A 22292-nucleotide genomic window follows, 5' to 3' on the forward strand; every position below is an offset into this window, starting at 1 on the left:
GTTCTAAAATTTAATTTGTAAAATATCCTTTTGAGCCTTTTCAAAGTCCTCATGTTTTCCAACATCTAACCAATAACCTGCCAATGGATAAGACAGCACTTTACAGCCTTCAGCCAACAACTTTTCCATGAGATCTGTTGTATCAAAATAAGACTCTTTAGGCAGATACTTCAGAACTTCCCTTTTCATCAGGTAAATCCCTCCGTTAGAATAATATGTATAAGTAGGTTTTTCCTTAAAACTTTGTACATGACCATCTGTAGTTTCCAAAACTGCATACGGTATATTTACCTCATAAGGGATGGTCACCACTGCAAAATCAACATCTTTTTTGATGAAATCTAAAAAAAAGTGTTCATAATCCAGGTTTGTCAAAACATCGGAATTAGTAACTAGCACGTAATCATGCTCAAAATCATTAATCTTCGAGACAGCACCTATCGTACCCAATGGTTCATCTTCCCAAACGTACCGGATTAGAACATTCTTATTCTCTCCATTACCAAAATAATTTTCAATTTGTTCTCCCAAATATTTTACAGAAAACCAAAAATCATCAATTCCATATAGCGCCAAACGATCTACGTTATGTTCCATGATCGGTTTATTGCCAATCTTTAGAAGAGGTTTAGGCGTAGTATCCGTTAATGGTTTAAGCCTTTGCCCTCTGCCTCCAGCCATAATAACTGCATCAACAGGGAGATAGGATCTCGTTTCCCTGAAATTAATCACATTAACCACCCTACTATCTTTGTCAAGGATTGGAAGAATTCGAAAATTACCTTCCCGGTACTCAATAACCTTATCTATATCCATTTCTCCTTTTCGAAGATAACGCGGATTAGACTGAATGATATTGCTAACAGGATCTGATGTCGCCATTCCTTTTATTAAACCACGCCTAACGTCTCCATCCGTTAATGAACCAATTAGCTTATCTTCTTCATCTACTACAAATAATATTGCATCTTTAGCAAGATAATCCAACTGGACAAGGGCTTGCATTATTTTGCTATTAAATGGAATTAAATGATCTTTATAATTTCTCATATTGCTAACTTTTCAGGTTATTAAGTATTAAGTTCACGGTGCCGGAACGATAATAAATATTATTTCCTTTAAAATTTTTTCTTTCTAAAGCAAGAAAAAATGCCCTAACCATTTCGGTGGCGGAGAATGGAACATTTATTATATTATCGCTTTGAGCTCTTCCTTTTTGTCTGTCGCCTACATTTAATACGTATTTACCAAATGATGCGGCTTCAATAATTCCGCTGGATGTATTTCCAATCAGCAGTTTGCAATAACGCATGGCTGCAAAATAATTTAACTTGCCAAAGTTCTCTATTAGAATTACACGCTCTGCTGTCAACTCTCTTAACTTGAATAAAGCATCACGGTAGATTGTTCCAAATGTATCAGCATTTGGCATTGTGATTACAAGCAAAATTCCCTTAGAAATCTCCTTCAGGCCATTCAGCATTTCAGTCGCATACTCAACATTCTTCTCAGGAGAAACTGTTTCGGGGTGAAAAGTTAATAAGGCAAACTCATCTTTGATCTGATATTTTTCCCGGAAATCTGATTCAGTAGGTATCGGCATCTCCGCCAGCTCATCAATAGATAAAGAACCTACGGCAAAAATATTCTCAGAGCTACCAACTAATTCTTCAATTCTTTTTGCAAAAACTTCAGTAGCTGGAAAGTGCTTTTTAGAAGCCAAAGATATTTGGTGACGATAAATATTATCTATTGCACCCAAAGTAGTCTCTCCGCCATGAATATGTGCAAATTTTACACCATAAGGTATGCCAGCTTGAACAGCTGCCGACATTTCATATCGGTCGCCCAGGCAAAATACCCAGTCAAATTGATGACTCCTCCAAAAATCTGCAAATTTTAATACTGTTAAGCCGTAAGCGGTAGAAATTGAAGTTTCATCATCATTTGTAAGAAGAGATGAAATTTCATAAATATTTTCAAAGCCGTCTTCCTTAATGTTGTCTATTGTATACCCATGATATTTAGATAAGTGAGTACCAAAAGCTATAATTTCCAGGGTATAATCCGGGCTTTCTTTTATTTGCTCTAATAAAGGCAGATAAATCCCGTAATCAGCTCTTGAACTTGTTAATACTGCGATTTTCATGTCTATCGAATTAAATCATCAGCTTCAAAGTCTTCCATCGCAATCTTACCCATAAGATCATCCCATCTCATTGGAGAAATACCATCACCAGGACGCTTGACCGTTAGATTTTCCTCTGAAAACACATCTCCCTTGTTTATATCTGTTTTCGCTACAATACTTTTTCTTGCAATAGCGATATTTTTCATTTCCGATTCTGAAGGCTCTTTTAATCCTGAACCAGCAATAGCCAGCTCAATATTACGAATCGCTAAAGACATGGCTTTAAGTTCTGCAGGCTCTAGAGAAGCTCTATGATCAGGGCCTTCCATATTTTTGTCCAAAGTAAAATGTTTCTCAATCATCACAGCTCCCAAAGCAACGGCAGCAATTGGAACTTCAATTCCTAGCGTATGATCAGAATAACCAATGGAAGTTTTAAATTCCTTTCCAATATGTAACATAGCCAACAGGTTCACATCCTTCATCGGTGTAGGATATTCCGTATTACAGTGCAATATTGTAATGTCTTCTTTTTTAATTCCAACATTGACAAAAACAGCAACAGCATCTTTTATTTCATTCAAAGTAGCCATCCCCGTTGAAATGATGACTCTCTTAAATAAATTCCCGGCCTTTCTCAGGTAAGGAAGGTTAGTGATTTCTCCAGATGGAATTTTAACCATATCCATACCTATTTTTGACAGGTATTCCAAAGAATCTAAATCAAATGCAGTGGAGAAGAATTTAATATTCTTCAAATTGCAATATGCGATGATCTTTTCGTGATCATCTTCCGAAAGCTCAAGCTTTTGAAGCATTTGCAATTGCGATTCCGTACTATTTTTAGTATTTTCTATTTGATATTCAGCTTTCTTTGCCTTTATAGAAACTAAATTTGAAGCTTTAAAGGTTTGAAATTTTACGTAATCCACACCAGCATCAACTGCTGCATCAACAAGGCGAAAGGCATTTTCCAAACTTCCATTATGATTTACTCCTGCTTCTGCAATAATTATTACACTTTCCTTTTTCATATCATTATATCTGGATTACCTGCAATTTTATGATTGGCGTACATGAACTATATCAGCTATAACACCCCCTCGACCTGACATTCCTATCATGTGAATCTTATCGAACACTGCTTGGTATATTTACAATTCGCTCTTCTAAAAACTCAGCATTTTTCTGATCATCGCGTTGACAATGATTGTACATCGGCAAGCGATACATTAGTTGCCAGATAGGACGTGTCATTACTTTATTTTCATTAGTTTCTTTTAAGAAAAGATCTCTCTCTACTTTATTTTCCAGTTCTACACACATCAGCCAGTAATTCGCTTTCGTATCCGGAAGCTCTGTTCTGAAATTCACACCCTGTTCCGCAAAAAAATCATGATATATGTCTGCCAATTCTCTTTTACTTTGCAACATTAATGGAAGTTGTTCTAATTGTGCACATGCTAATGAAGCATTTAGATTGGGCATTCTATAGTTGTACCCTAATTCATCATGATAGAACTCATAAGGATGGGGTCTCTTAGCAGTAGTTGTTAAATGCTTTGCTCTTTTTCCAATCTCAAGATCATTTGATACAATGGCACCACCGCCACCACAGGTTATTGTTTTATTCCCATTAAAAGAGAATATGCCTAGCTTACCAAAGCTTCCAGTACTACGCCCCTTATATTTACTCCCAAGAGACTCGGCTGCATCTTCTACTAACGGGATATTCCATTTATTGCAAACCGTAATTAGCTTGTCCAAATGAACAGGAAAGCCGAAAGTATGCATAGGCAAACAAGCTGAAATCTTTCTGCCACTTGTTTTATTATAACAGACATCGTCTCTAAGTTCTGCATATTCTTCCAAAAATGCATCAACTGCTATTGGAGATAAGCCCATTGTGTCAAGGTCAACATCAACGAAAACAGGGATTGCTCCATTATAAGCAATAGCATTAGCAGTGGCTACAAAAGTTAGTGCCTGTGTAATTACTTCATCTCCTGATTCAACTCCAGCAAGTCGAAGAGCCACCTGCAACGCAGCTGTGCCATTCACAACCGCAATTGCTTTCTGTGAACCAGTCGCTACTTGCATCATGTCTTCGAAACGATCAACATATGCACCTACGGAAGAAACGAAAGTAGAATCAATAGTATCCAGCAAATATTTTTTTTCATTACCTCTAAACCTGGGTTCGTGCAATGGAATGAACTCTTTGGTGTTATATGAATTTTGAATAAACGAAATAATATCTTTCAGATCCTTCATATTACATTTTTGCATCTAAATATTTACCTGTTTCCTTATGTCCAAAATCCGGGATCATCTTAAAGAATAATTCAACAATATCTTCTTTAGACCACGATTTATTTGATTTCAGCTCTTTGATTCGTGACGAAAACAAATTTAACAGTTCATCATTAAAATAAAATTCATTCTTTATTACCCCTAGATTATCAAACCTCTCCATATCCAAAACTTCATTTTCGGTGAAGAATTCTTCGAAATCCTTTTCCCCGGTAGTATCACTATTGGTAAACAAGCAAGGCCATTGTCCTTTTTTAGGCAATGTTTTAATTAGTTCTCTGGCCTCATCTTCACTTTCGCATAAATAAGGCTCAAATCCTAACTCTTTTAAATATTTAACCCCAATATCTGCAAAGGTGATCAAGTGCAGACTTTCACTAAGTTTAGGAAAGAACACATCGCGATTCTCACCAAAAATGCAAGACATCAGACAAAGCTCTCCAGATTCTTTCGGTATTACAAAATATCGTTTAATATCGTTAGGCGCTACTATTGGTTGTAGTTTTTGAATTCTCTGATTAAAGCCATGTAACAATGAACCGTCTGAAAAAGCGACGTTTGCAAAACGTGCAGTTGAGATATTTATATCTTTACTTCTACGCATCAAAAACATTTCCATAATGCGCTTAGATGCTCCCATCATGTTTACTGGATTTGCAGCTTTATCAGTCGATACACAAAAATACTTCTTGACCCCTTTGGCAATAGATTGCTGAATTGTTTTATCAGTGTTAAAAACATTTACATCAATCATACGCATTAACGTAAACGGATCTTTTTCACTACGTACATGTTTTAAAGCAGACAGATTTAGTACGTAATCATATTTACCATCACTTTCAATAAATGCATCATATTCAACGGAGCCAATATCCAGAGCAAAGGTCTGGAAATCGCCCCCGATATATCCAAAAGAACTCCGAATATCTCTAACTAATTCAACCATGTTATTCTCACTAATATCAACAACATGTAGTTTTAGAGGATTTCGTTTAAATATCTCTTTTGTGACCGCCTGTCCAATAGATCCCGCTCCGCCAATAACCAAGAACTTTGAATTTGAGACAATATTCTTTAGTTCACTTTCGTGTTTACGAATATCGCCAGGAAAGAGCTCCTGATTTCGCCCAATTAGATTTAAAATATTCATCTGTATAAATTATTACAATTTACCGTCTGCAATATCACCAAGTATACCTTTCACATCGTAAATTACTTTGTTTTCTTTGCAAAGAGCCATTAAGTCTAATTTTTTAAATTGATCATGTGCTACCGCTAAAACAATTGCATCGTAATCTCTGAAGTCGTTTAGCTCTCTAATGGAATCCCAACCATATTCATGCTTAACTTCAGCAGGTTCCGCCCAAGGATCATAAACTGTGATATTTGCATCATAGTCCTTTAACGCATTTAATACATCAATGACTTTAGTGTTCCGAACATCTGGGCAGTTCTCTTTAAAAGTTATACCAAGAACTAGGATATTGGCGTTTTTTACTGGTATATCTTTCTTCACCATCAATTTAACAACCTCATGAGCAACATACTCACCCATACCATCATTTAGTCTTCTCCCAGCTAAAATAATTTCGGGATGATATCCATGCTCTTGAGCCTTTTGTGCTAAATAATAAGGATCAACTCCAATACAATGCCCGCCTACCAGCCCTGGCTTAAATGGAAGGAAATTCCATTTCGTACCTGCAGCTTCCAATACTGCATGGGTGTCAATATTCAATCTATTAAATATTTTAGCCAATTCATTTACAAAGGCAATATTAATGTCTCGTTGTGAATTCTCTATTACCTTAGCTGCTTCTGCCACCTTAATAGATGGTGCTAAGTGTGTCCCCGCTATAATGACAGACTTATATAATTGATCGACTTTCTGTCCAATTTCTGGTGTAGAGCCAGATGTCACTTTTAAAATTTTCTCTACCGTATGCTCTTTATCACCTGGATTGATGCGCTCTGGAGAATAACCTGCAAAAAAGTCTTTATTGAAGATCAAACCCGATATTTTTTCTAAAACGGGAATACACTCCTCCTCCGTTACTCCAGGATAAACAGTTGATTCATAAATAACAATGTCACCTTTAGACAATACTTTGCCGACTGTTTCGCTGGATTTATACAAAGGTGTTAGATCAGGACGATTATTCTTATCAACTGGTGTAGGAACTGTTATGATATACACATTACAACCTTTTATATCAGCTAGATTTGATGAGCAGTATAATCCATTTGAATCTGAAGGTTTATCAACTAAAACAGACTGCAGCACGTCAGCCGATACTTCCAGTGTGGAATCAGTTCCTGAATTTAATTCATTAATTCTTCCTTGATTAATATCAAAACCGACTACAGGGTATTTCGTAGCAAACAAACGCGCCAAAGGTAAACCTACATAACCAAGACCAACAACTGTGATTTTTATATTTTCTAGAGATGACATATATTTTATTAATATTTTTATTTCAAATTATTCCAATACCATTTAACAGCCTCTTTTAAACCCTCTTTTATTACATGTGTTGGCTTATAACCTAAAAGATTTACAGCTTTTTCAACACTAGCTAGAGAATGAGGAATATCTCCAGCTCTATTGGGTCCATGTGTCACTTCAACTTTTGCGATTTCAGTATCATATTCTGTTAAAAACTCTTTTAAATATTCAATTAGTTGATTCAATGTAGTGCGATCCCCAACTGCAGTATTATATACAGTGTTAATTGCTTCTGAATTTTCAGTAGTCATAGCTAGTTCATTCATTTGAACTACATTATCTATATAAGTGAAATCTCGTGAGTAATCCCCGGCTCCGTTAATAATGGGGCTTTCATGATTCATGAATTGCATAGTAAATTTAGGAATAACAGCAGCGTATGCTCCTTTTGGATCCTGCCTACGACCGAAAACGTTAAAATAACGCAGGCCGATAGTTTCTAAACCATATGCCTTAGAAAAGATGTCTGCATACAACTCATTGACATACTTGGTAATTGCATAGGGAGACAAAGGCTTGCCAATGACATTCTCGACTTTAGGAAGATTCTGTGAGTCACCATATGTAGAGGAGCTTGCCGCGTAAACAAATCGTTTAACTTTAGCATCGCGAGATGCGACTAACATATTAAGAAAACCTGAGACATTTACATCATTTGTAGTTATAGGATCATTAATTGATCGAGGAACAGAACCTAAAGCTGCTTGATGCAGAACATAAGTTACTCCCTTAAGTGCGTTATTGCAATCTTCTATATTACGAATATCCCCCTCATACAATTCAAAATTCTCATTTTTCATAAAAGGATCTATGTTGTATCTATGACCTGTCGAAAAATTATCCAACACACGTACTTTATAGCTTTTGGATAAGAAATATTCACATAGATTAGATCCGATAAAACCGGCTCCGCCAGTAATTAAAATTACTTTACTATCACTCATTTTTATTGATCGTATAAATTAAAACCGCTTGAAGAAATCTTTTAATAATTCAGATAATCCTTTACTTCCATGCTTTACATCGTCAGAATAATATCCGTAACCATATCCATATCCGTATCCATACCCATAGTTACCGCCAATTTGAACACCATTAAAAACAATATTTAATTTAGGGAATTTATTAGCTTTATGTAAATTATCTAATTGGGAGATCTGATGTTTAAAGGTTACGCCATGCCGAACAATGTATAAACTTGCATCTGCCAAACGTGCCAGTATTTGCGCATCAGTTACTAAACCAATTGGAGGCGTATCGATTATTATTTCCTCAAAATTCTCTCTTAAATATTTAAATAACTCCTCCATTTCATTACCAGTCAATAATTCTGATGGATTTGGAGGTATTGGTCCTGAACCAATAACCATAAGGTTAGGACTTATACCTGATGGTTGGATAATATCAGCAAAGCTGGCTTTTCCAATCAAATAATTACTCAGTCCCATCTTATTGCTTAAATTTAAATACTTACTAACCTTTGGCTTACGTAAATCTAATTCTAATAGAATAGTTTTTTTGCCACTGATTGAAAGTGCAGTTGCAATATTACTTCCAACAAAGCTCTTGCCCTCGCCAGACATACTAGAAGTGATTAGGGTAACTATCCCCTTTTTCTCATGTTGCTTACCGTGTATATATTGTAAATTTGTCCGAATTGCCCGGAACTGTTCAGCGATAGCCTTTCTACTGCTAACCTGAACAACAATAGGTTCTCCACCATCTTCATACATTAATTCTCCTAAAACAGGCGTCGAAGTTAACTTAGATATATCAGAAGATGAAATCACTTTATTATTTATCAAATCTTTACTGTATAAATAGCCTATAGGTAATAATAGCCCGACTAAAAAAGACATCAAATAAGTTAAAGCTTTCTTTGGTTTAATGGGATTCGTTGTTGCAAATGCAGCATCTACTACCCTACTATCTGCAACTGCAGACGCATAAGATAAAGCAGCCTCTTCCTTTTTTTGAAGTAAGTACAAATAAAGGCTCTCTTTAATGCTTTGCTGGCGTTTAATGCTAATAAATTTACGCTCTTGGCCGGGAATTTTTTTAATCGACCCCTCATATTGAGTGTTATTTGACATCAAACCCTTTAGGGTGCTTTCTAAAGTTTGTTGGACATTTTTTATCCCTGCTCTAATCCCTGCTCGAGTTGCCTCAATTTGCTGATTAATAGGTTCAAACATAGGGTTGTTTGGTTGCGTAGTAGCCAACAAATTTATTTTCTTCAATTGTAACTCACTCAATTGATTAATCTGACCTAAAAGTACAGGATCATCAATGCCCATAGTACTTGGTAATTTCTCTTGGGCGCTTTCCGAATCCACATACCTCTGCAAATTCTTTATTATTCCCAATTTCAGATTTACTTCATTTAACTTTGCATCATTAGCCTTAACATTATCCAAATAGAGGGATGCTTCGCTACTTATATCGGTTAAACCTTGGCTACTTTTAAAACCTTCTACGTCTTTTTCAACTTCGACCAATTCTCCAGTAATCAAAGCTAATCGTTCATCAATAAAATCGATCGTACTTTGAGTTGTTCTATTTTTATCTCTCAAAGCAGCCTCGTTATACACCTGGATTAACGTATTCAAAACGTCTTTACCTCGGTTGGCAACTGTGCTCTGATATGTTAATTTCAATACAGTTGATTGCTTACTTGCTACCTCAACTGATAAATTAGATAAACATTCATCTACAACTTTTTCAGGGTTACTAAAAGAAAATGTAAACGATTCTTGTATTTGTTTTGGGAAAAAAGAAGTTTTATCGATTTTATAGGTACCTAGATAATTCCGTTGCAATTGATTCAGTGGACCCGTTATTTTTTTTCCTGTTTCAGCATTCTCAAGAGCATATTGATTGCTGTTTGGAAATGAAAGAATAAACTCCTTTCCAAAATATTTCTTCTGAATTTCAAAGGTTTGAAAATTGACTGGCCGATCACTATAGATATCCGTACTTACAACCCTTCCTTCTGCGCTCAAATTAACATCTAGAAACAATCTTTTAACGACAGATCTCATTAATGTTTTAGATTGCAAAATCTCAATTTCGTTATCGACGACTTTTGACCCACCAAATAACTCCAGCTGACTTAGCATGTCATCAGAAGCTGTCCCCTTCTTTTCATCCTTAATTAATAGCGTACTACTAATCCCATAAACAGGTTTGGTATAACGTAAATATAAAAAGGCTAAAATTAGTGTGAAGACTATTCCTAGAAAAAAAACAGGCCAGTGATACAAGTACTTCCTTATAATTTCCCCTAAATTTATTTTATCTTGGTCAATGCTTAAATCATTAACACTTTCAGAATTCATTATTTCATTCATAAATATAATACTCTATTAAAAGCGACTAATGATTAATGCAATTACTGACAACGCAGATAGAACAATACTTACATTTCTGTAGCTTGAGTCCACACTTGCGTATTTCGCCTTGCCAGGTTGAATGTACAAGACATCATTGTTTTGCAAATAATAGTAAGGAGAATTAAACAATTCTTTATTTTGCATATCCAGTCGAATGTATTGTCTTTTACCATCAATCTCGCGAACCAATAATACATTATTACGCACAGCAGTAATCGTTAAATCGCCAGCCATACTCAAAGCTTCCGAAACATTTACACGCTCATTATTTACAGGATAAACCCCAGGCCTAGCAACATCTCCCAAAACAGATACTCTAAAATTAACTAGTCGGATACTAACTACAGGCTCCTTAAGGTAATTCACTAATTTATTCTGAATTAAGGCTCTGGCTTCACTTGTAGTCAAACCTTCTATCCGAACAGGGCCTAATAAAGGTAGCTGAATTTCGCCTCTATCATCTACCATAAAGCCATTAGCAGTATTTGATGGATTTACATTTGCTGCAGTACTTCCCTGCAAAGAACTCGTTGTGCCCATATTAAAAATAGCAGACGCTTCAGGATTTAAACTACTCACAGTAATGGCTAAAATATCATTCTTCTGAATTTTAAACACTACCTTATTCAAGATGTTTTCTTGAAGCAATGAATCAGCTGGTAGGTTTGTAAAATAGGGTACGGTTTTATATTTCACGCCACAAGAACTCATAAAGAGTACAGCAACAATTAAATAAAGAAATTTTCTCATAGGCTTATATAGCACATTTATTAAATTTTCCAAAGATAATACTTAAGATTTACTCCTCTATGATAAATAATCATTAATTATTAGGTTCAATAATAAATACAAATTATCCTCTGTTCTAATTCACAGCCCCAATCACAAATTCCATACCATAAAGTTTTAAATTTTATACTTAGCTTCGTATTGATTAATTATTATAAAAAAAGATCACATGTTTTTTTTCAATCGTTCCAGTAAATTTAAGTATACTGATTTTAGCTCAATAGGCATTGACATGCATTCTCACCTAATTCCAGGGGTTGACGATGGCTCAAAGGACATACAAGATAGTATTCAATTAATTTCCGGATTAAAAGAATTAGGGTTTCATCATTTGATTACTACACCGCACACTTTACAAGACATCCACCCCAATACCACCGAAACCTTAAGAGATGGACATTCTAAACTAGAGGGCAAGTTACCCGATGGAATTACCTTAAACCTTTCTTCAGAATATTATCTTGACGAACAATTTCAAAATCAACTTACGGAAGGGAATTTAATGCCATTGCCGGGTAATAGATTGTTGGTAGAATTTAGTCAGATATCAAGACCTCATGACCTGGAAGAGGTTTTCTTTGATCTTGGCATTAAAGGTTATCAGATTATCCTTGCCCATCCAGAACGATATTTGTTCTTTCACAAACAGTTCGATTACTACAAACGAATTAAAGAAATGGGCGTTGAATTGCAGATTAATGCACTATCCTTAACAGAACATTATGGAAAACATGTAAAATCAATTGCGGAAAAATTAATTGAAAAAGACATGATTGATTTTATTGGAACAGATATCCACCACATTAGGCACCTGGAAGGTTTAAAAAGAGTTCCATTAACAAAGCATTTCGAACGTTTGCTACACAGTGGGTTACTAAAGAATACTACCTTGCATTCTCATGGCCAGTAAGCACTTGCCAGGCCGTTAAGAATACAATCTTTAAATCCAAAAGAAAGGACCAGTTTTCTAAGTACCAGATATCGGCTTCAACCCTTGCAGCCATAGAATCGTCGATCCTTGTTTCACCCCTGAATCCTTTAACCTGCGCCCAGCCGGTAATGCCCGGCAACAAAAAATGTCTGACCATGAATTGGTCTATAATGGCGGAATATTCGGCAGTATGCTGCAACATATGAGGCCTTGGCCCTACCACAGACATCTCTCCCATCAATACATTAAAAAACTGGGGCAACTCATCAATGCTGTTCTTACGCATAAACGCACCAATTTTAGTAATCCGGTCATCGTCTTTAGTTGCTTGCTTGCAATCTGCATCCGAATTCACTTTCATGCTTCTGAATTTGAGACAATAAAAGGGCTGGTTGTCTTTTCCTGATCGCAGCTGCTTAAAAAAAACAGGTCCTTTTGATTCCAGCTTGATCAAAATTGCCATAAGTGGCAGCATCCAGCTCATCACAAAAACAATGATCATAAGCGAAAACACCACATCAAAGATCCGTTTAACGACCTGGTTAATCATGATCTCCAAAGGCTCCATCCGCTGACTCAATATGGGTATATGCCCATACACCTGCACTTTAACATTCTTTTTAAAATAGTGTTTTATGTCGGGTACAAGTTTAAAACGGATCATCTCCTTATCTGCCTCCCGCATCAGGGTATTTATCTTATCCAATGAACTATCGGGTAATGCGCAAAAGATCTCCCGAATACTGCTCCCCTTAACGTAATCGATGCAGTCGCTTACCTTACCCAAAATATTAAAGCCCTCATCATCATCCGCAATATCATCGTCAAAAAAACCAACCACCTTATAACCCAGATGCGTATCAAACTCCATATGTTTTTTAAGCGCCAAACCCAATGGGCCTGCTCCTACAATAACCACCTTCTTGTAATTGATTAAACTTTCTCTCCTGGAACGACGAAACAGCAAAAACACAATCTTTCCGACAAGGAATAGGCCCGAAAACACCACAAAAGTAAACGACAGTAATTGATAAGATTGGTTTAGGTCTTTTATGGTATAGATCAGAATGCCCATGAAGGCTGCAAACAAAAGCAAGGACCCTAAAGCCTGCTTAATGGTTGGAATGGCATCCTTAACAAAAATATCGCTATACAAGCGGGTGAGCTGTGTTACATTAAACCATACAAAATTGATGAGGAGGACATTCAGTAAATTGATATGCTGAAGATCTGTAAAGCTAACGCTTTGATAGGTCATCACATAACCAATATAACCCGCCAGGTTGATCAGAAACAAATCAATCAATATACTTATTACTTTATAATAAGTCCGGTACTGTTCATTCATATATAAGTGCAAACTTAGTCATAAATTTAGATTATGATTTAAATATGCTAAATTTGACGATTCATCTATCAGACTTGAAACAATTTTTAACAGGTTCATACAACCGTATAAAAGACACCAATATCTTATCGAATTTTGCGAATCTGAGTAGCATTCAGCTTTCGAATATACTGTTGTTAATTATTATCTTTCCGATCATTACCCATAAAATTGGTATCGAGGCCTTTGGTTTTGTAATGCTTGCCAATTCATTTTCTTCATTAGCCGGAATCATTGTCAATTATGGCACAAATCAAACAGGAATAAGGGACATCGCAGGAAATCTTAAAGACCCTGAAAAACTAAGAGCGGTATTCTACAATACCTTATGGATAAGATTATTATTCTTTATTGCATATATCCTGGTTGTTTATGTAATGCAATGGTTCAACATTAAGTATTATTTATTTATACTTTACGCCATTCCATTGGTACTCTCAGAGGTACTGAATCCTCTCTTTTTCTTCATAGGAATTGAAAAATTAAAGTTTTACAACATTTCAAATCTAGCTTCAAAAGTATTGTCTATTATTTTGCTCATCTTCTTTATAAAAGATGCCCGGGATGCGGAATGGGTAAATTTTATTATGGGAATGGCCACGGTGGTTACTTTTTCATACCTCCTGCTCAATGCAATCCCGAAGTTTAGGCTCTCCTTTCAACTTCCGGTAAAGGCTGATATCTGGAGAATTACCCGAGACAACTTTTACCTGACAATAAATAACATCTCTACCAACCTGCAACAATCCATTATCATTTTTGCCCTTGCTAAATGGGGCAATGCCTCCTGGCTTGGAGCATATACACTTTGCGATAAAGTAGTCGGCTCTTCCAGGATTCTGCTCATTACCGTATCTAATGCCGTTTATCCAAAATCTGCCCAGCTATATAAGGAAAGTACCAGATTATGGAAAGTATACCGACAACGGATGCAATTCATTCTCGCAGGGATTTTCTTTGTCGGGTCTGTTCTTCTCTTTTTCTTTGCGGGTTTTGCTGTTCGGGTTCTTTCAGGAGAGGAAAATGAAACATCCATTATCTATTTAAGGACAATGGCATTATTCCCTGCTATTTCTGCTTTAAACGTATTAAATGTACTAGATCAACTGCTCAAAAATAATAGTGTTTACATTTTCAGGATCGCAATGATCATGTTTGCATTTTCTGTGGCTCTTGCATTCCTGTTCTTACATTATGCCAATTATAAATGGTTTGGTTCATTTACAGTAATTATTGAACTTTGCGCCTTATTTATGTATCAATATGTGGTAAAGAAACCCGCCATCCAAAATGTCTAAACCTGTAGCCCTGATCCTGCTCAACTGGAATACTCCGGAGTACACCACTGATTGCATAAAATCTGTACTTGAATATTGCAACCCTGATCATTTTGACATCATTGTAACTGATAACGGATCTACAGATGGTTCTCTGGAACTTTTGCAAAGTCAATTTCCCGAGCTCGTTTATCTCGACAATAAAGAAAATCTGGGTTTTGCAGAAGGAAACAACCGTGCAATTGATTACAGCATCAGTAAGGGCTATACCTACTCATTGATCATGAATACGGATACGCTGGTTGATAGCGACATCATCAGCAAAATGCTGCAGCACATGCAAAACCATCCCCAAGCTGCTGCGGTTCAGCCTGCCATTTATTGGATGCACGACAGAAACAAGATCTGGAACGGGGATTCGTATGTAAACTTTGTACTTGGGTTTACCTATAACAAAAAGAATACTTCTGAATCATCAGATGAACAGGATTATAAAAAGGTAGAATGGGTTACGGGCTGTTGTTGCCTGATAAGAAACGAGGTATTAAAGCAAACCGGAGGCTTTAACAAGGAGTTCTTTTTATATTATGAAGATGTGGAACTCTCTTTCCGGCTCCGCGCACAAGGGTATGAACTGCATTACCTTCCTTCCTGCAAAATGTACCATGAGGCCGGCGCTTCCGGAAAAGAGAAGGAAACCAATGAGGGCACTTTAAGTCCTGTTATTCACTACTATGTAAATAGAAACAAGATCTGGTTTTTGCGTGGATATGGCAAGCCATTATTCTATCCCCTGGTATTTTTGTACAATGCCCCCTACTACCTTGCCTTATATTCTTATTTTAAGCTAAAGGGAAGAAATAAAAAAGCGGAATATTTATTTAAAGGATTGAAAGATGGATTTTTCACTCCGAAAAACTTAATTTGGCCATCGAAACCATAAATTCAACAAAGAGCTAACTATGTTTATTTTTCCCCTGATCTTTATTTGTTCTTTTATAATGGCAGTAAGAGAGATCTTAAGGGGAAATGCCAGCGGCTTGCTGCTGTTCATGATCTTCGGGCTCTCGATCTACACCACCACCATGTCGGTTACGTTTATGCTGGGACTAAAAAGCATCATTCCAACCATGCAATTTTTTAAAGAGGCCTTGATATTTGGTGTGCTCCTTTTAAATCTGGCTAACTTAAAATATCGACCCCGGTTTCACCTGATCGATTATACCATAATGGCCTTCTTGCTGTACCTGATCCTGTATGCATTGCTGCCGATAGGTGAACAGGGGCTGTTCGACCGACTGATTGCGCTTAAAAGTACGGCCTTTTATATTATGGTATACTTTGTTGGGCGTACCATCGATGCAAAAGAGGTCTACATCAATAAATATTTTAATTACCTGGTGCTGCTCACCATCGCAGCCGGAGCTGTGCTGGTAGTAGAGCTCCTGATGTACCAGCAGTTACAATTGCGCACCGGCTATGCCGAATACAATTATTATTTTTTTAACGCTGAGCCTAGCGGACAGTACGGAATCAGTACAACTTTTGATTCTGACAGTGGCTACAGGCGTTTCGCCAGCTTTTTCACCAACCCGCTTGAGCTTGCGGCGGCTTCCATAATTTCGTTGGCTGTTATAGCTGGCCTATACACTACTGACAACAATAAATTTAGAATCAATACCGTAGGAATGCTGGGATTAGGCGCTTCCTTTTTAGCCATACTTTTCGCCTTATCAAGGGCACCATTGGCCAGTTATTTCGTGGTAACTTATGTATACGCATTGCTCACCAAAAGAAAAGCAATAACCCACATTATTCACCTTGGCTTTTGTGCAGTGGCAATTTATGTGGCTTATTTATTCTGGCAATTTGAACAAAATCATGAGGGTATCATTCAAATTCTGGTTAACACCATTGATTTTAGTGACCCTTCCAGTATCGGACACCTTCAGCAATGGGTAGAAGGTGTATTGGCAATAATCAACAACCCAATGGGGCTTGGTTTAGGATCATCCGGAAGGGTGGCGGGAACCTTGGGGGAAAACGTAGGTGGCGAAAATCAATACATCATTATTGGCGTACAGGCCGGCATTATTGCTTTATTGTTATACCTGTGCATATATGTGATGGTGATCAGAACGGGTATAAAATGGTTGCCTAAACTGAAAGGTAAAGAAAGACAGGTGTGCTTAACCGTGTTGCTGATCAAAATCGGTTTCATCATTCCATCACTGACCTCGGAATTTGAAGGTTCTGCATACATTTCTTACATTAACTGGTTCTTAACCGGTTTACTGATCAATATGATTATGAAACCAATGATAACCCAAACTCAACCTACTGATGATCATTGAGAAGTTAATAAGAACATTAAAAGGAGACGCTAACTATAAATGGGAAAGCCCTTATTCTACGAGAGACTTATTCAATGTGAGTTTTCACAGATTTGTACAGGTAGTTAGAGGGTTATTCCTTAAACCTTTTCTAAGGAAATCGTCGGGCCTGATCTTTATTGGCAGTAACGTAAAAGTACGCCACGCTTATCAGCTTACCGCTGGAAAAAACCTGATTCTTGAGGATGGGGTGAGTATTAATGCCTTATCTGAACAGGGCATTACACTGGGCGATCATGTTTCTATTGCACGCAATTCCATTTTGTTTTGCACCGGAATTATTGCCCAAAAAGGCACCGGTATTACGATTGGCGATAGAACCGGCATAAGTGCCCGTGCTTATTTTGCCGGGCAGGGAGGCATTACCATTGGCAATGATGTGATCATGGGACCAAATGTGCAGGTTTTTTCTGAAAACCATGCTTTTGCCGACCCTAACCTGACGATAAAGGAACAAGGTGTAATTAAAGATCCGGTAGTGATTGGAAACAATTGCTGGATAGGTGGTGGGGCCACCATTCTGGCCGGTGTACATATTGGCGATGGTTGTGTAATAGCGGCAGGGAGTGTGGTTACCAAATCTGTAGCGGCAAATTCCATTGTGGCAGGCGTACCGGCTAAGGTTATTAAAAGCAGAGTGTAACATGCCGAAACCATTGATTATAGGAGTAGATGTCCGCGACTTAAGATTAGCCAGAACAGGTACCCGTACCTATCTGGAAGAATTGGTTAAGGAGTTTAAAAAAATGAATGGCAATGGGGTTCAGTTTCATTTTCTGGACACTGATTTTCCGGTTTATACTGGGAATAAAAAGATATTCAAACTTATTGAACATGCCCGGTATCAGCTCTGGAAGCAATTGATCTTACCCATAAAAGCGTTTTCAAAAAACTGCAATGTTATCTTCTGCACCGACAACTTTGTGCCGCTGATCCATTTGGGTTACAAGACCATACCTGTTTTTCATGATGCTTTCTTTTTTGAAAACCCTGAGAATTACGGACGCCTCTGGCTTTGGCTCTATAAAAGAACAGCCATTCCTGCTGCTAAACGTTCTCCTTTTATAGTTACACCAACAAAATACGCCAAAGATCAGATCGCTCGTTATACCGGCATTGCGGAAAAAAAACTGGTCGTAATTTACGAGGGGCCAAAGTTTCTTGAAGATCATGGCTCCAGATCAAACACCAATAGTATTCCTCTTGACTCCTCTTATCTGCTGCATGTGGGCACCCTATTTAAAAGAAAAAACATTCCTGCCCTGATCAATGCCTTTAAACAGATCAAAGCATCGGGCTATCCGAAGCTGAAGCTAGTACTGGCTGGTTCCTTTCCGGCAAATAGTCAGGAAAGTGATCACAGTTTAATTATAGATACCATTGAAAATTCCGGACTCAGGGACCAGGTGGTGCTTACGGGCTATTTGTCGGACGGGGAATTGGCCTTGCTTTATAAAAATGCTTTAATGTATGTTTTCCCTTCCACAAATGAAGGCTTTGGGATTCCGATACTGGAGGCTTTTAAATATAATTTACCCGTGCTTGTAGCCAACAACACCAGCCTTCCCGAGGTGGGTGGCGATGCGGTGCTTCAATTTAATCCCTTTGATATCGCCGATATGTCGTTGAAGATAAAATCTGTATTAGATGATGAGCATCTCCGCAAGCAAATGGCGGACAAAGGACGGCAGCGTTTGGCCGGCTTCTCCTGGGAAAAGGCAGCTTTAGAATTGATCGAAGTATTTAGGAAGGTCGTTTAACAAAGTTTTTGTCCACAATGCAGCACCCATAGCATTTAAATGTGAAGTGTCGTGAAAAAGCTCGCATTTACCCCTAAATTCTGCACTGCTTCCATAATCAAGATAATTAACATTCATTTTCGTCAGCAACTGGAGGAGCTTTTCTCTATACACCTCTTTCTTATTGCTATCATACTCCATTAGGGGCGTAGTGGTAATCAATAGCTTCACTTGTTTTGACTGGATAAAACTGATCAGTTTTATCAGGTAATCGATCTTATTTTTATCAAAAGCAATTTTCCCCCTATCTGCTTCTTCACGGTTGACAGTTCCTGCACACATGTCTCCTTCTACCGGATCATAACCCAGGCTCTCCATGCTTTTACCAAAGGAATGACCATAGGTATTTAATAAGATATAACCCAGAGTGGAATTGTACCTGTACAAATGGGATTTGGCTTTTAATGCTGCTCTATCCGGAATTAAGGAAATGGTAGAATCAATTACGGGATTAACATGATAATAAGGCAACAAGATCGCCAGCCTTTCATAATCCGTAGGATCATAACGCAATTCATTGTAATCTAAATTCAGGATAATGAGTTCAGGTTGATATCGGGATAAAACGCTCTTCACTAATGGATAGGTATACAAAAGGCTTTGCCCCTGGTTCCCAAAATTAAAAACAGATTTCGACAATGTTTTTGCCATTAATGGTGCATCAAAATGCTGTGCGGCATGAGAGTTGCCAAAAATAAGAACCTGCTCTTTACCGTCCTTTATGGCATGTGAAGTGGTAAAATATTTCCCGCTGCGTTGTTTATTGAACAAATACTTTAGCACCAGTCCTCCCGCTAAATCAGCAACTATTAAAGCAAGGGCTAAAACCAATAACTTAACTAAAAGTGTTTTTACTTTTTTGCTCATCTCCCTTTATTTAGAACTGGAAATAGATAAACTGCCCCTCACTAAATACACCAAACAGCATAATGATCATAGCGACAAGGGTATAATAACAATACCTGGCCACCAAAGTATTTGGCAGTAATTTATATAAATGGGGCTTGTATTCTGTTATAAATTCGAAAAACATTAATGCCATGATGGCCACACAGGCATAATAGAAATGATCTTTAGGGTTGCCGGGATAGAATGGCCCTTCAAATCTGATGATCTTACCCAATATTGAAACGGCATCGGTGATATTGGATGCACGGAAGAATACCCAGGTAATACAAATCAAAGAGAAGGTAAATATGGTTTTGAGTGCTGTTTTGATCAGGTTATCTCTTTTTGATGATTTAGGGATCATGGATTCGATAATCAGCAATACCCCATTCAATGCACCCCATACCACATAGGTCCAGTTGGCACCATGCCATAGCCCGCTTATTAAAAATACGATTAACAGGTTGCGGTATACCAAAACCTTACTTTTAACCTTGCTCCCGCCCAATGGGATATACACATAGTCTTTAAACCAGGTGGATAAGGAGATGTGCCACCTGCGCCAGAATTGTGAAACAGAGGTAGCCAAATAGGGCCTGTTGAAATTCTTCATTAGATCAAAACCCATCACCCGCGCCGCGCCAATAGCGATATCGGAGTAGGCGGAAAAATCACAATAGATCTGAAAGGCAAAAAAAACGGTAGCACATGCCAGCGACTGGCCCGATTGGGTAGCCGAGTTGTTATAAATGGTATCTACATAAATCCCAATTCTATCGGCAATGACCAGCTTTTTTAAGAACCCGATCAGCATTTGCTTTAATCCTGAGCTCACTCTTTCTAAACTAAATTCATGCTTTTCATGAAACTGGTGCAGCAGATTCTGTGGCCTTTCTATCGGCCCTGCCACCAATTGAGGGTAAAACATGACAAACAAGGCATAGATCCCAAAGTTTCTTTCGGCTTTCTGATTGCCGCGGTAAACCTCGATGGTATAGCTCATTGCCTGAAAGGTATGAAAGGAAAGGCCGATGGGTAATAAAATGGCTAAATAAGGGAATACCGAACCAATGTTCTCATTTATAAAATTGTAATACTTAAACACACACAATACACTGATATTGGCGATCAGGCTGACGATCAGGAATACTTTTCTTCTGTGCCCTGAGCTATTTTCGATGTATATTCCTGCAAAATAATCGATTACGATTGTGAAGCCGAGTATCAATATATATATCGGCACAAAGGCCATATAAAAATAACAGCTGGATAGCAAAAGCAGCATCCAGCGGAATTTATGGGGCAGTAAGTAAAATAACGTGGTTACAGTTATAAAGAAGAATATGAACTGGACAGAATTAAATAACATAGGCTTTTCTGCTATTTATTTAAAAACACTTCTACATGCTCGTCGGCTACATTCTCCCAATTAAAAACACTTAATGCACGCTCCTGAGCTCTTTTAGCTAATGTCAGCATTTCGGAATAATTATCTTCGCAATAATTGATTTGTTCCGTTAAAGACAGGATATTTCCTTTTTTAAACATCCTTACGGTATCCTGTACGGCGTATTCATTTTCTTCAATATCGCTTACAATCATCGGGACATTTAAACCCATTACGCTCAGCACAACGGGGGATAAGCCCTCTACATCTGAAGGCTGGATATAGCAATAGGCATTTCTGATGAGCGTATTTACCTCGTCGCCATATACAAACCCGGGGAACAAGACTTTTTCATTTCCCATATCCATGATTTGCTGTTCATAAGGAGAAGGATTTGGCGATCCACCGATAAGGACCAGTTTCTTCTTAGAATTAGAATTTTTAAATGCCGGAATTAAATAATGCAGGCCTTTGTCAGGAATAAACCGACCTATAAAAAGATAATACTCCTGTTTTTCGAGGTTATTCTTTGTTAATATTTCAGGCACATCTACCCATGGCGCCACTTCGCTCCCAAAAGGGATGAAAGTGTATTCCTTTTTAAACCTCTCTTCAAATAGTTTTTTGGCAATCACATTGTCGAAGATCACCTCATTAGGCAGGTGAGCGGTTAAGTATGCCGAAAGCTTAAGGTACAGCTTGCCATACCAGGGCCATTTGTCACGCTTCCAGTCTACCCCATCCTGACTGATAAATACCTTTTTCCCAAAAATACGTAATGGCAATGCCCAGATACTGTTCCCCCCGTTTTGGATGTGAACGATATCTGCAGTATTGTTTACAATAATATCCCAGGTACATTTAAAGGAATGCAGTAAAGTATCAAACCCTGTTCTTGCAGTTGTTTTGAAGGTTTTTATTTTTACACCCTCGTATTCTTTAACATCTACAAAAACATCAGGGTATTGTCTGTTATAAGCTACAACGCTGTGTCCACGCTTAACAAGCCTTGGAAACAGCTCCATTGCAAATTTATCTGCACCAGCCGCTCCTTTTGCGGGAGGCATCGACCTGAAGCCAAAAGCCGCAATACGCATAA

The 22292-nt window shown here is 37.7% G+C and carries 19 protein-coding genes; 6 read left to right on the forward strand and 13 right to left on the reverse strand.

Features of this window, described 5'->3' with window-relative positions; translation table 11 throughout:
- Positions 1-3 precede the first annotated feature (3 nt).
- From AC1DDK_RS19475 to AC1DDK_RS19515, 9 genes are all read right to left on the reverse strand, one after another.
- The gene (locus AC1DDK_RS19475) at positions 4-1050 is read right to left on the reverse strand and encodes a nucleotidyltransferase family protein (protein ID WP_337718098.1); all 1047 of its coding nucleotides are present in this window, start codon (positions 1048-1050) and stop codon (positions 4-6) included.
- A 4-nt stretch (positions 1051-1054) separates the two neighbouring features.
- Positions 1055-2149 carry a UDP-N-acetylglucosamine 2-epimerase gene (gene neuC / locus AC1DDK_RS19480; RefSeq protein WP_337718096.1) on the reverse strand — a complete coding sequence of 365 codons (1095 nt, stop codon included), beginning with the start codon at positions 2147-2149 and terminating at the stop codon, positions 1055-1057.
- A gap of 2 nt (positions 2150-2151) precedes the next feature.
- Positions 2152-3165 carry an N-acetylneuraminate synthase gene (gene neuB, locus AC1DDK_RS19485; RefSeq protein WP_337718094.1) on the reverse strand — a complete coding sequence of 338 codons (1014 nt, stop codon included), beginning with the start codon at positions 3163-3165 and terminating at the stop codon, positions 2152-2154.
- A 97-nt stretch (positions 3166-3262) separates the two neighbouring features.
- A complete protein-coding gene (locus AC1DDK_RS19490) occupies positions 3263-4405 on the reverse strand; it encodes a LegC family aminotransferase (RefSeq protein ID WP_337718092.1) in 1143 nt (380 codons plus the stop codon).
- Position 4406: 1 nt separating this feature from the next.
- The gene (locus tag AC1DDK_RS19495; RefSeq protein ID WP_337718089.1) at positions 4407-5594 is read right to left on the reverse strand and encodes a UDP-N-acetylglucosamine 4,6-dehydratase; all 1188 of its coding nucleotides are present in this window, start codon (positions 5592-5594) and stop codon (positions 4407-4409) included.
- Between the two features lie 12 nt (positions 5595-5606).
- A complete protein-coding gene (locus AC1DDK_RS19500; RefSeq protein ID WP_337718087.1) occupies positions 5607-6899 on the reverse strand; it encodes a nucleotide sugar dehydrogenase in 1293 nt (430 codons plus the stop codon).
- A gap of 17 nt (positions 6900-6916) precedes the next feature.
- Positions 6917-7894 carry an SDR family oxidoreductase gene (locus AC1DDK_RS19505; RefSeq protein ID WP_337718085.1) on the reverse strand — a complete coding sequence of 326 codons (978 nt, stop codon included), beginning with the start codon at positions 7892-7894 and terminating at the stop codon, positions 6917-6919.
- Positions 7895-7912: 18 nt separating this feature from the next.
- Positions 7913-10300, reverse strand: coding sequence for a GumC family protein (locus AC1DDK_RS19510; protein ID WP_337718083.1), 2388 nt, complete (start codon positions 10298-10300; stop codon positions 7913-7915).
- Between the two features lie 15 nt (positions 10301-10315).
- Positions 10316-11092, reverse strand: a complete 777-nt coding sequence (locus AC1DDK_RS19515; protein WP_337718081.1) for a polysaccharide biosynthesis/export family protein — start codon at positions 11090-11092, stop codon at positions 10316-10318.
- A gap of 208 nt (positions 11093-11300) precedes the next feature.
- On the opposite strand from AC1DDK_RS19515, the gene AC1DDK_RS19520 reads away from it, so the two are divergent.
- Positions 11301-12041, forward strand: a complete 741-nt coding sequence (locus AC1DDK_RS19520) for a tyrosine-protein phosphatase (RefSeq protein WP_337718079.1) — start codon at positions 11301-11303, stop codon at positions 12039-12041.
- Here the strand turns inward: AC1DDK_RS19520 and AC1DDK_RS19525 are convergent.
- On the reverse strand, positions 12016-13410 hold the full coding sequence (locus tag AC1DDK_RS19525) for an undecaprenyl-phosphate glucose phosphotransferase (RefSeq protein WP_337718077.1): 1395 nt from the start codon (positions 13408-13410) through the stop codon (positions 12016-12018). The genes AC1DDK_RS19520 and AC1DDK_RS19525 overlap by 26 nt on opposite strands.
- Positions 13411-13484: 74 nt before the next feature.
- Between AC1DDK_RS19525 and AC1DDK_RS19530 the strand changes: the two genes are divergently transcribed.
- Genes AC1DDK_RS19530 through AC1DDK_RS19550 form a run of 5 tightly spaced genes read left to right on the forward strand, consistent with a single transcriptional unit; the run spans position 13485 to position 18879 of the window.
- Positions 13485-14747: an oligosaccharide flippase family protein gene (locus AC1DDK_RS19530; protein WP_337718074.1), complete on the forward strand. Its 1263-nt coding sequence runs from the start codon at positions 13485-13487 to the stop codon at positions 14745-14747.
- A complete protein-coding gene (locus AC1DDK_RS19535) occupies positions 14740-15669 on the forward strand; it encodes a glycosyltransferase family 2 protein (protein ID WP_337718072.1) in 930 nt (309 codons plus the stop codon). Before AC1DDK_RS19530 ends, AC1DDK_RS19535 begins: the two co-directional genes overlap by 8 nt.
- 19 nt (positions 15670-15688) lie before the next feature.
- The gene (locus AC1DDK_RS19540) at positions 15689-17080 is read left to right on the forward strand and encodes an O-antigen ligase family protein (protein WP_477612231.1); all 1392 of its coding nucleotides are present in this window, start codon (positions 15689-15691) and stop codon (positions 17078-17080) included.
- Positions 17070-17762 (forward strand): acyltransferase, encoded by a 693-nt coding sequence (locus AC1DDK_RS19545; RefSeq protein WP_337718068.1) that lies wholly within the window; start codon positions 17070-17072, stop codon positions 17760-17762. The genes AC1DDK_RS19540 and AC1DDK_RS19545 overlap by 11 nt, the downstream gene beginning before the upstream one ends.
- A 1-nt stretch (position 17763) precedes the next feature.
- Positions 17764-18879 carry a glycosyltransferase family 4 protein gene (locus AC1DDK_RS19550; RefSeq protein WP_337718067.1) on the forward strand — a complete coding sequence of 372 codons (1116 nt, stop codon included), beginning with the start codon at positions 17764-17766 and terminating at the stop codon, positions 18877-18879.
- Here the strand turns inward: AC1DDK_RS19550 and AC1DDK_RS19555 are convergent.
- From AC1DDK_RS19555 to AC1DDK_RS19565, 3 genes are all read right to left on the reverse strand, one after another.
- Complete coding sequence (locus AC1DDK_RS19555) at positions 18844-19785, reverse strand: hypothetical protein (RefSeq protein ID WP_337718065.1); 942 nt, start codon at positions 19783-19785, stop codon at positions 18844-18846. The genes AC1DDK_RS19550 and AC1DDK_RS19555 overlap by 36 nt on opposite strands.
- Positions 19786-19795: 10 nt before the next feature.
- Positions 19796-21058: an MBOAT family O-acyltransferase gene (locus AC1DDK_RS19560; RefSeq protein ID WP_337718145.1), complete on the reverse strand. Its 1263-nt coding sequence runs from the start codon at positions 21056-21058 to the stop codon at positions 19796-19798.
- 128 nt (positions 21059-21186) lie between these two features.
- Positions 21187-22290 (reverse strand): glycosyltransferase, encoded by a 1104-nt coding sequence (locus AC1DDK_RS19565; protein WP_337718063.1) that lies wholly within the window; start codon positions 22288-22290, stop codon positions 21187-21189.
- Positions 22291-22292 lie beyond the last annotated feature (2 nt).

Source organism: Pedobacter sp. 05T44 (assembly GCF_056395985.1).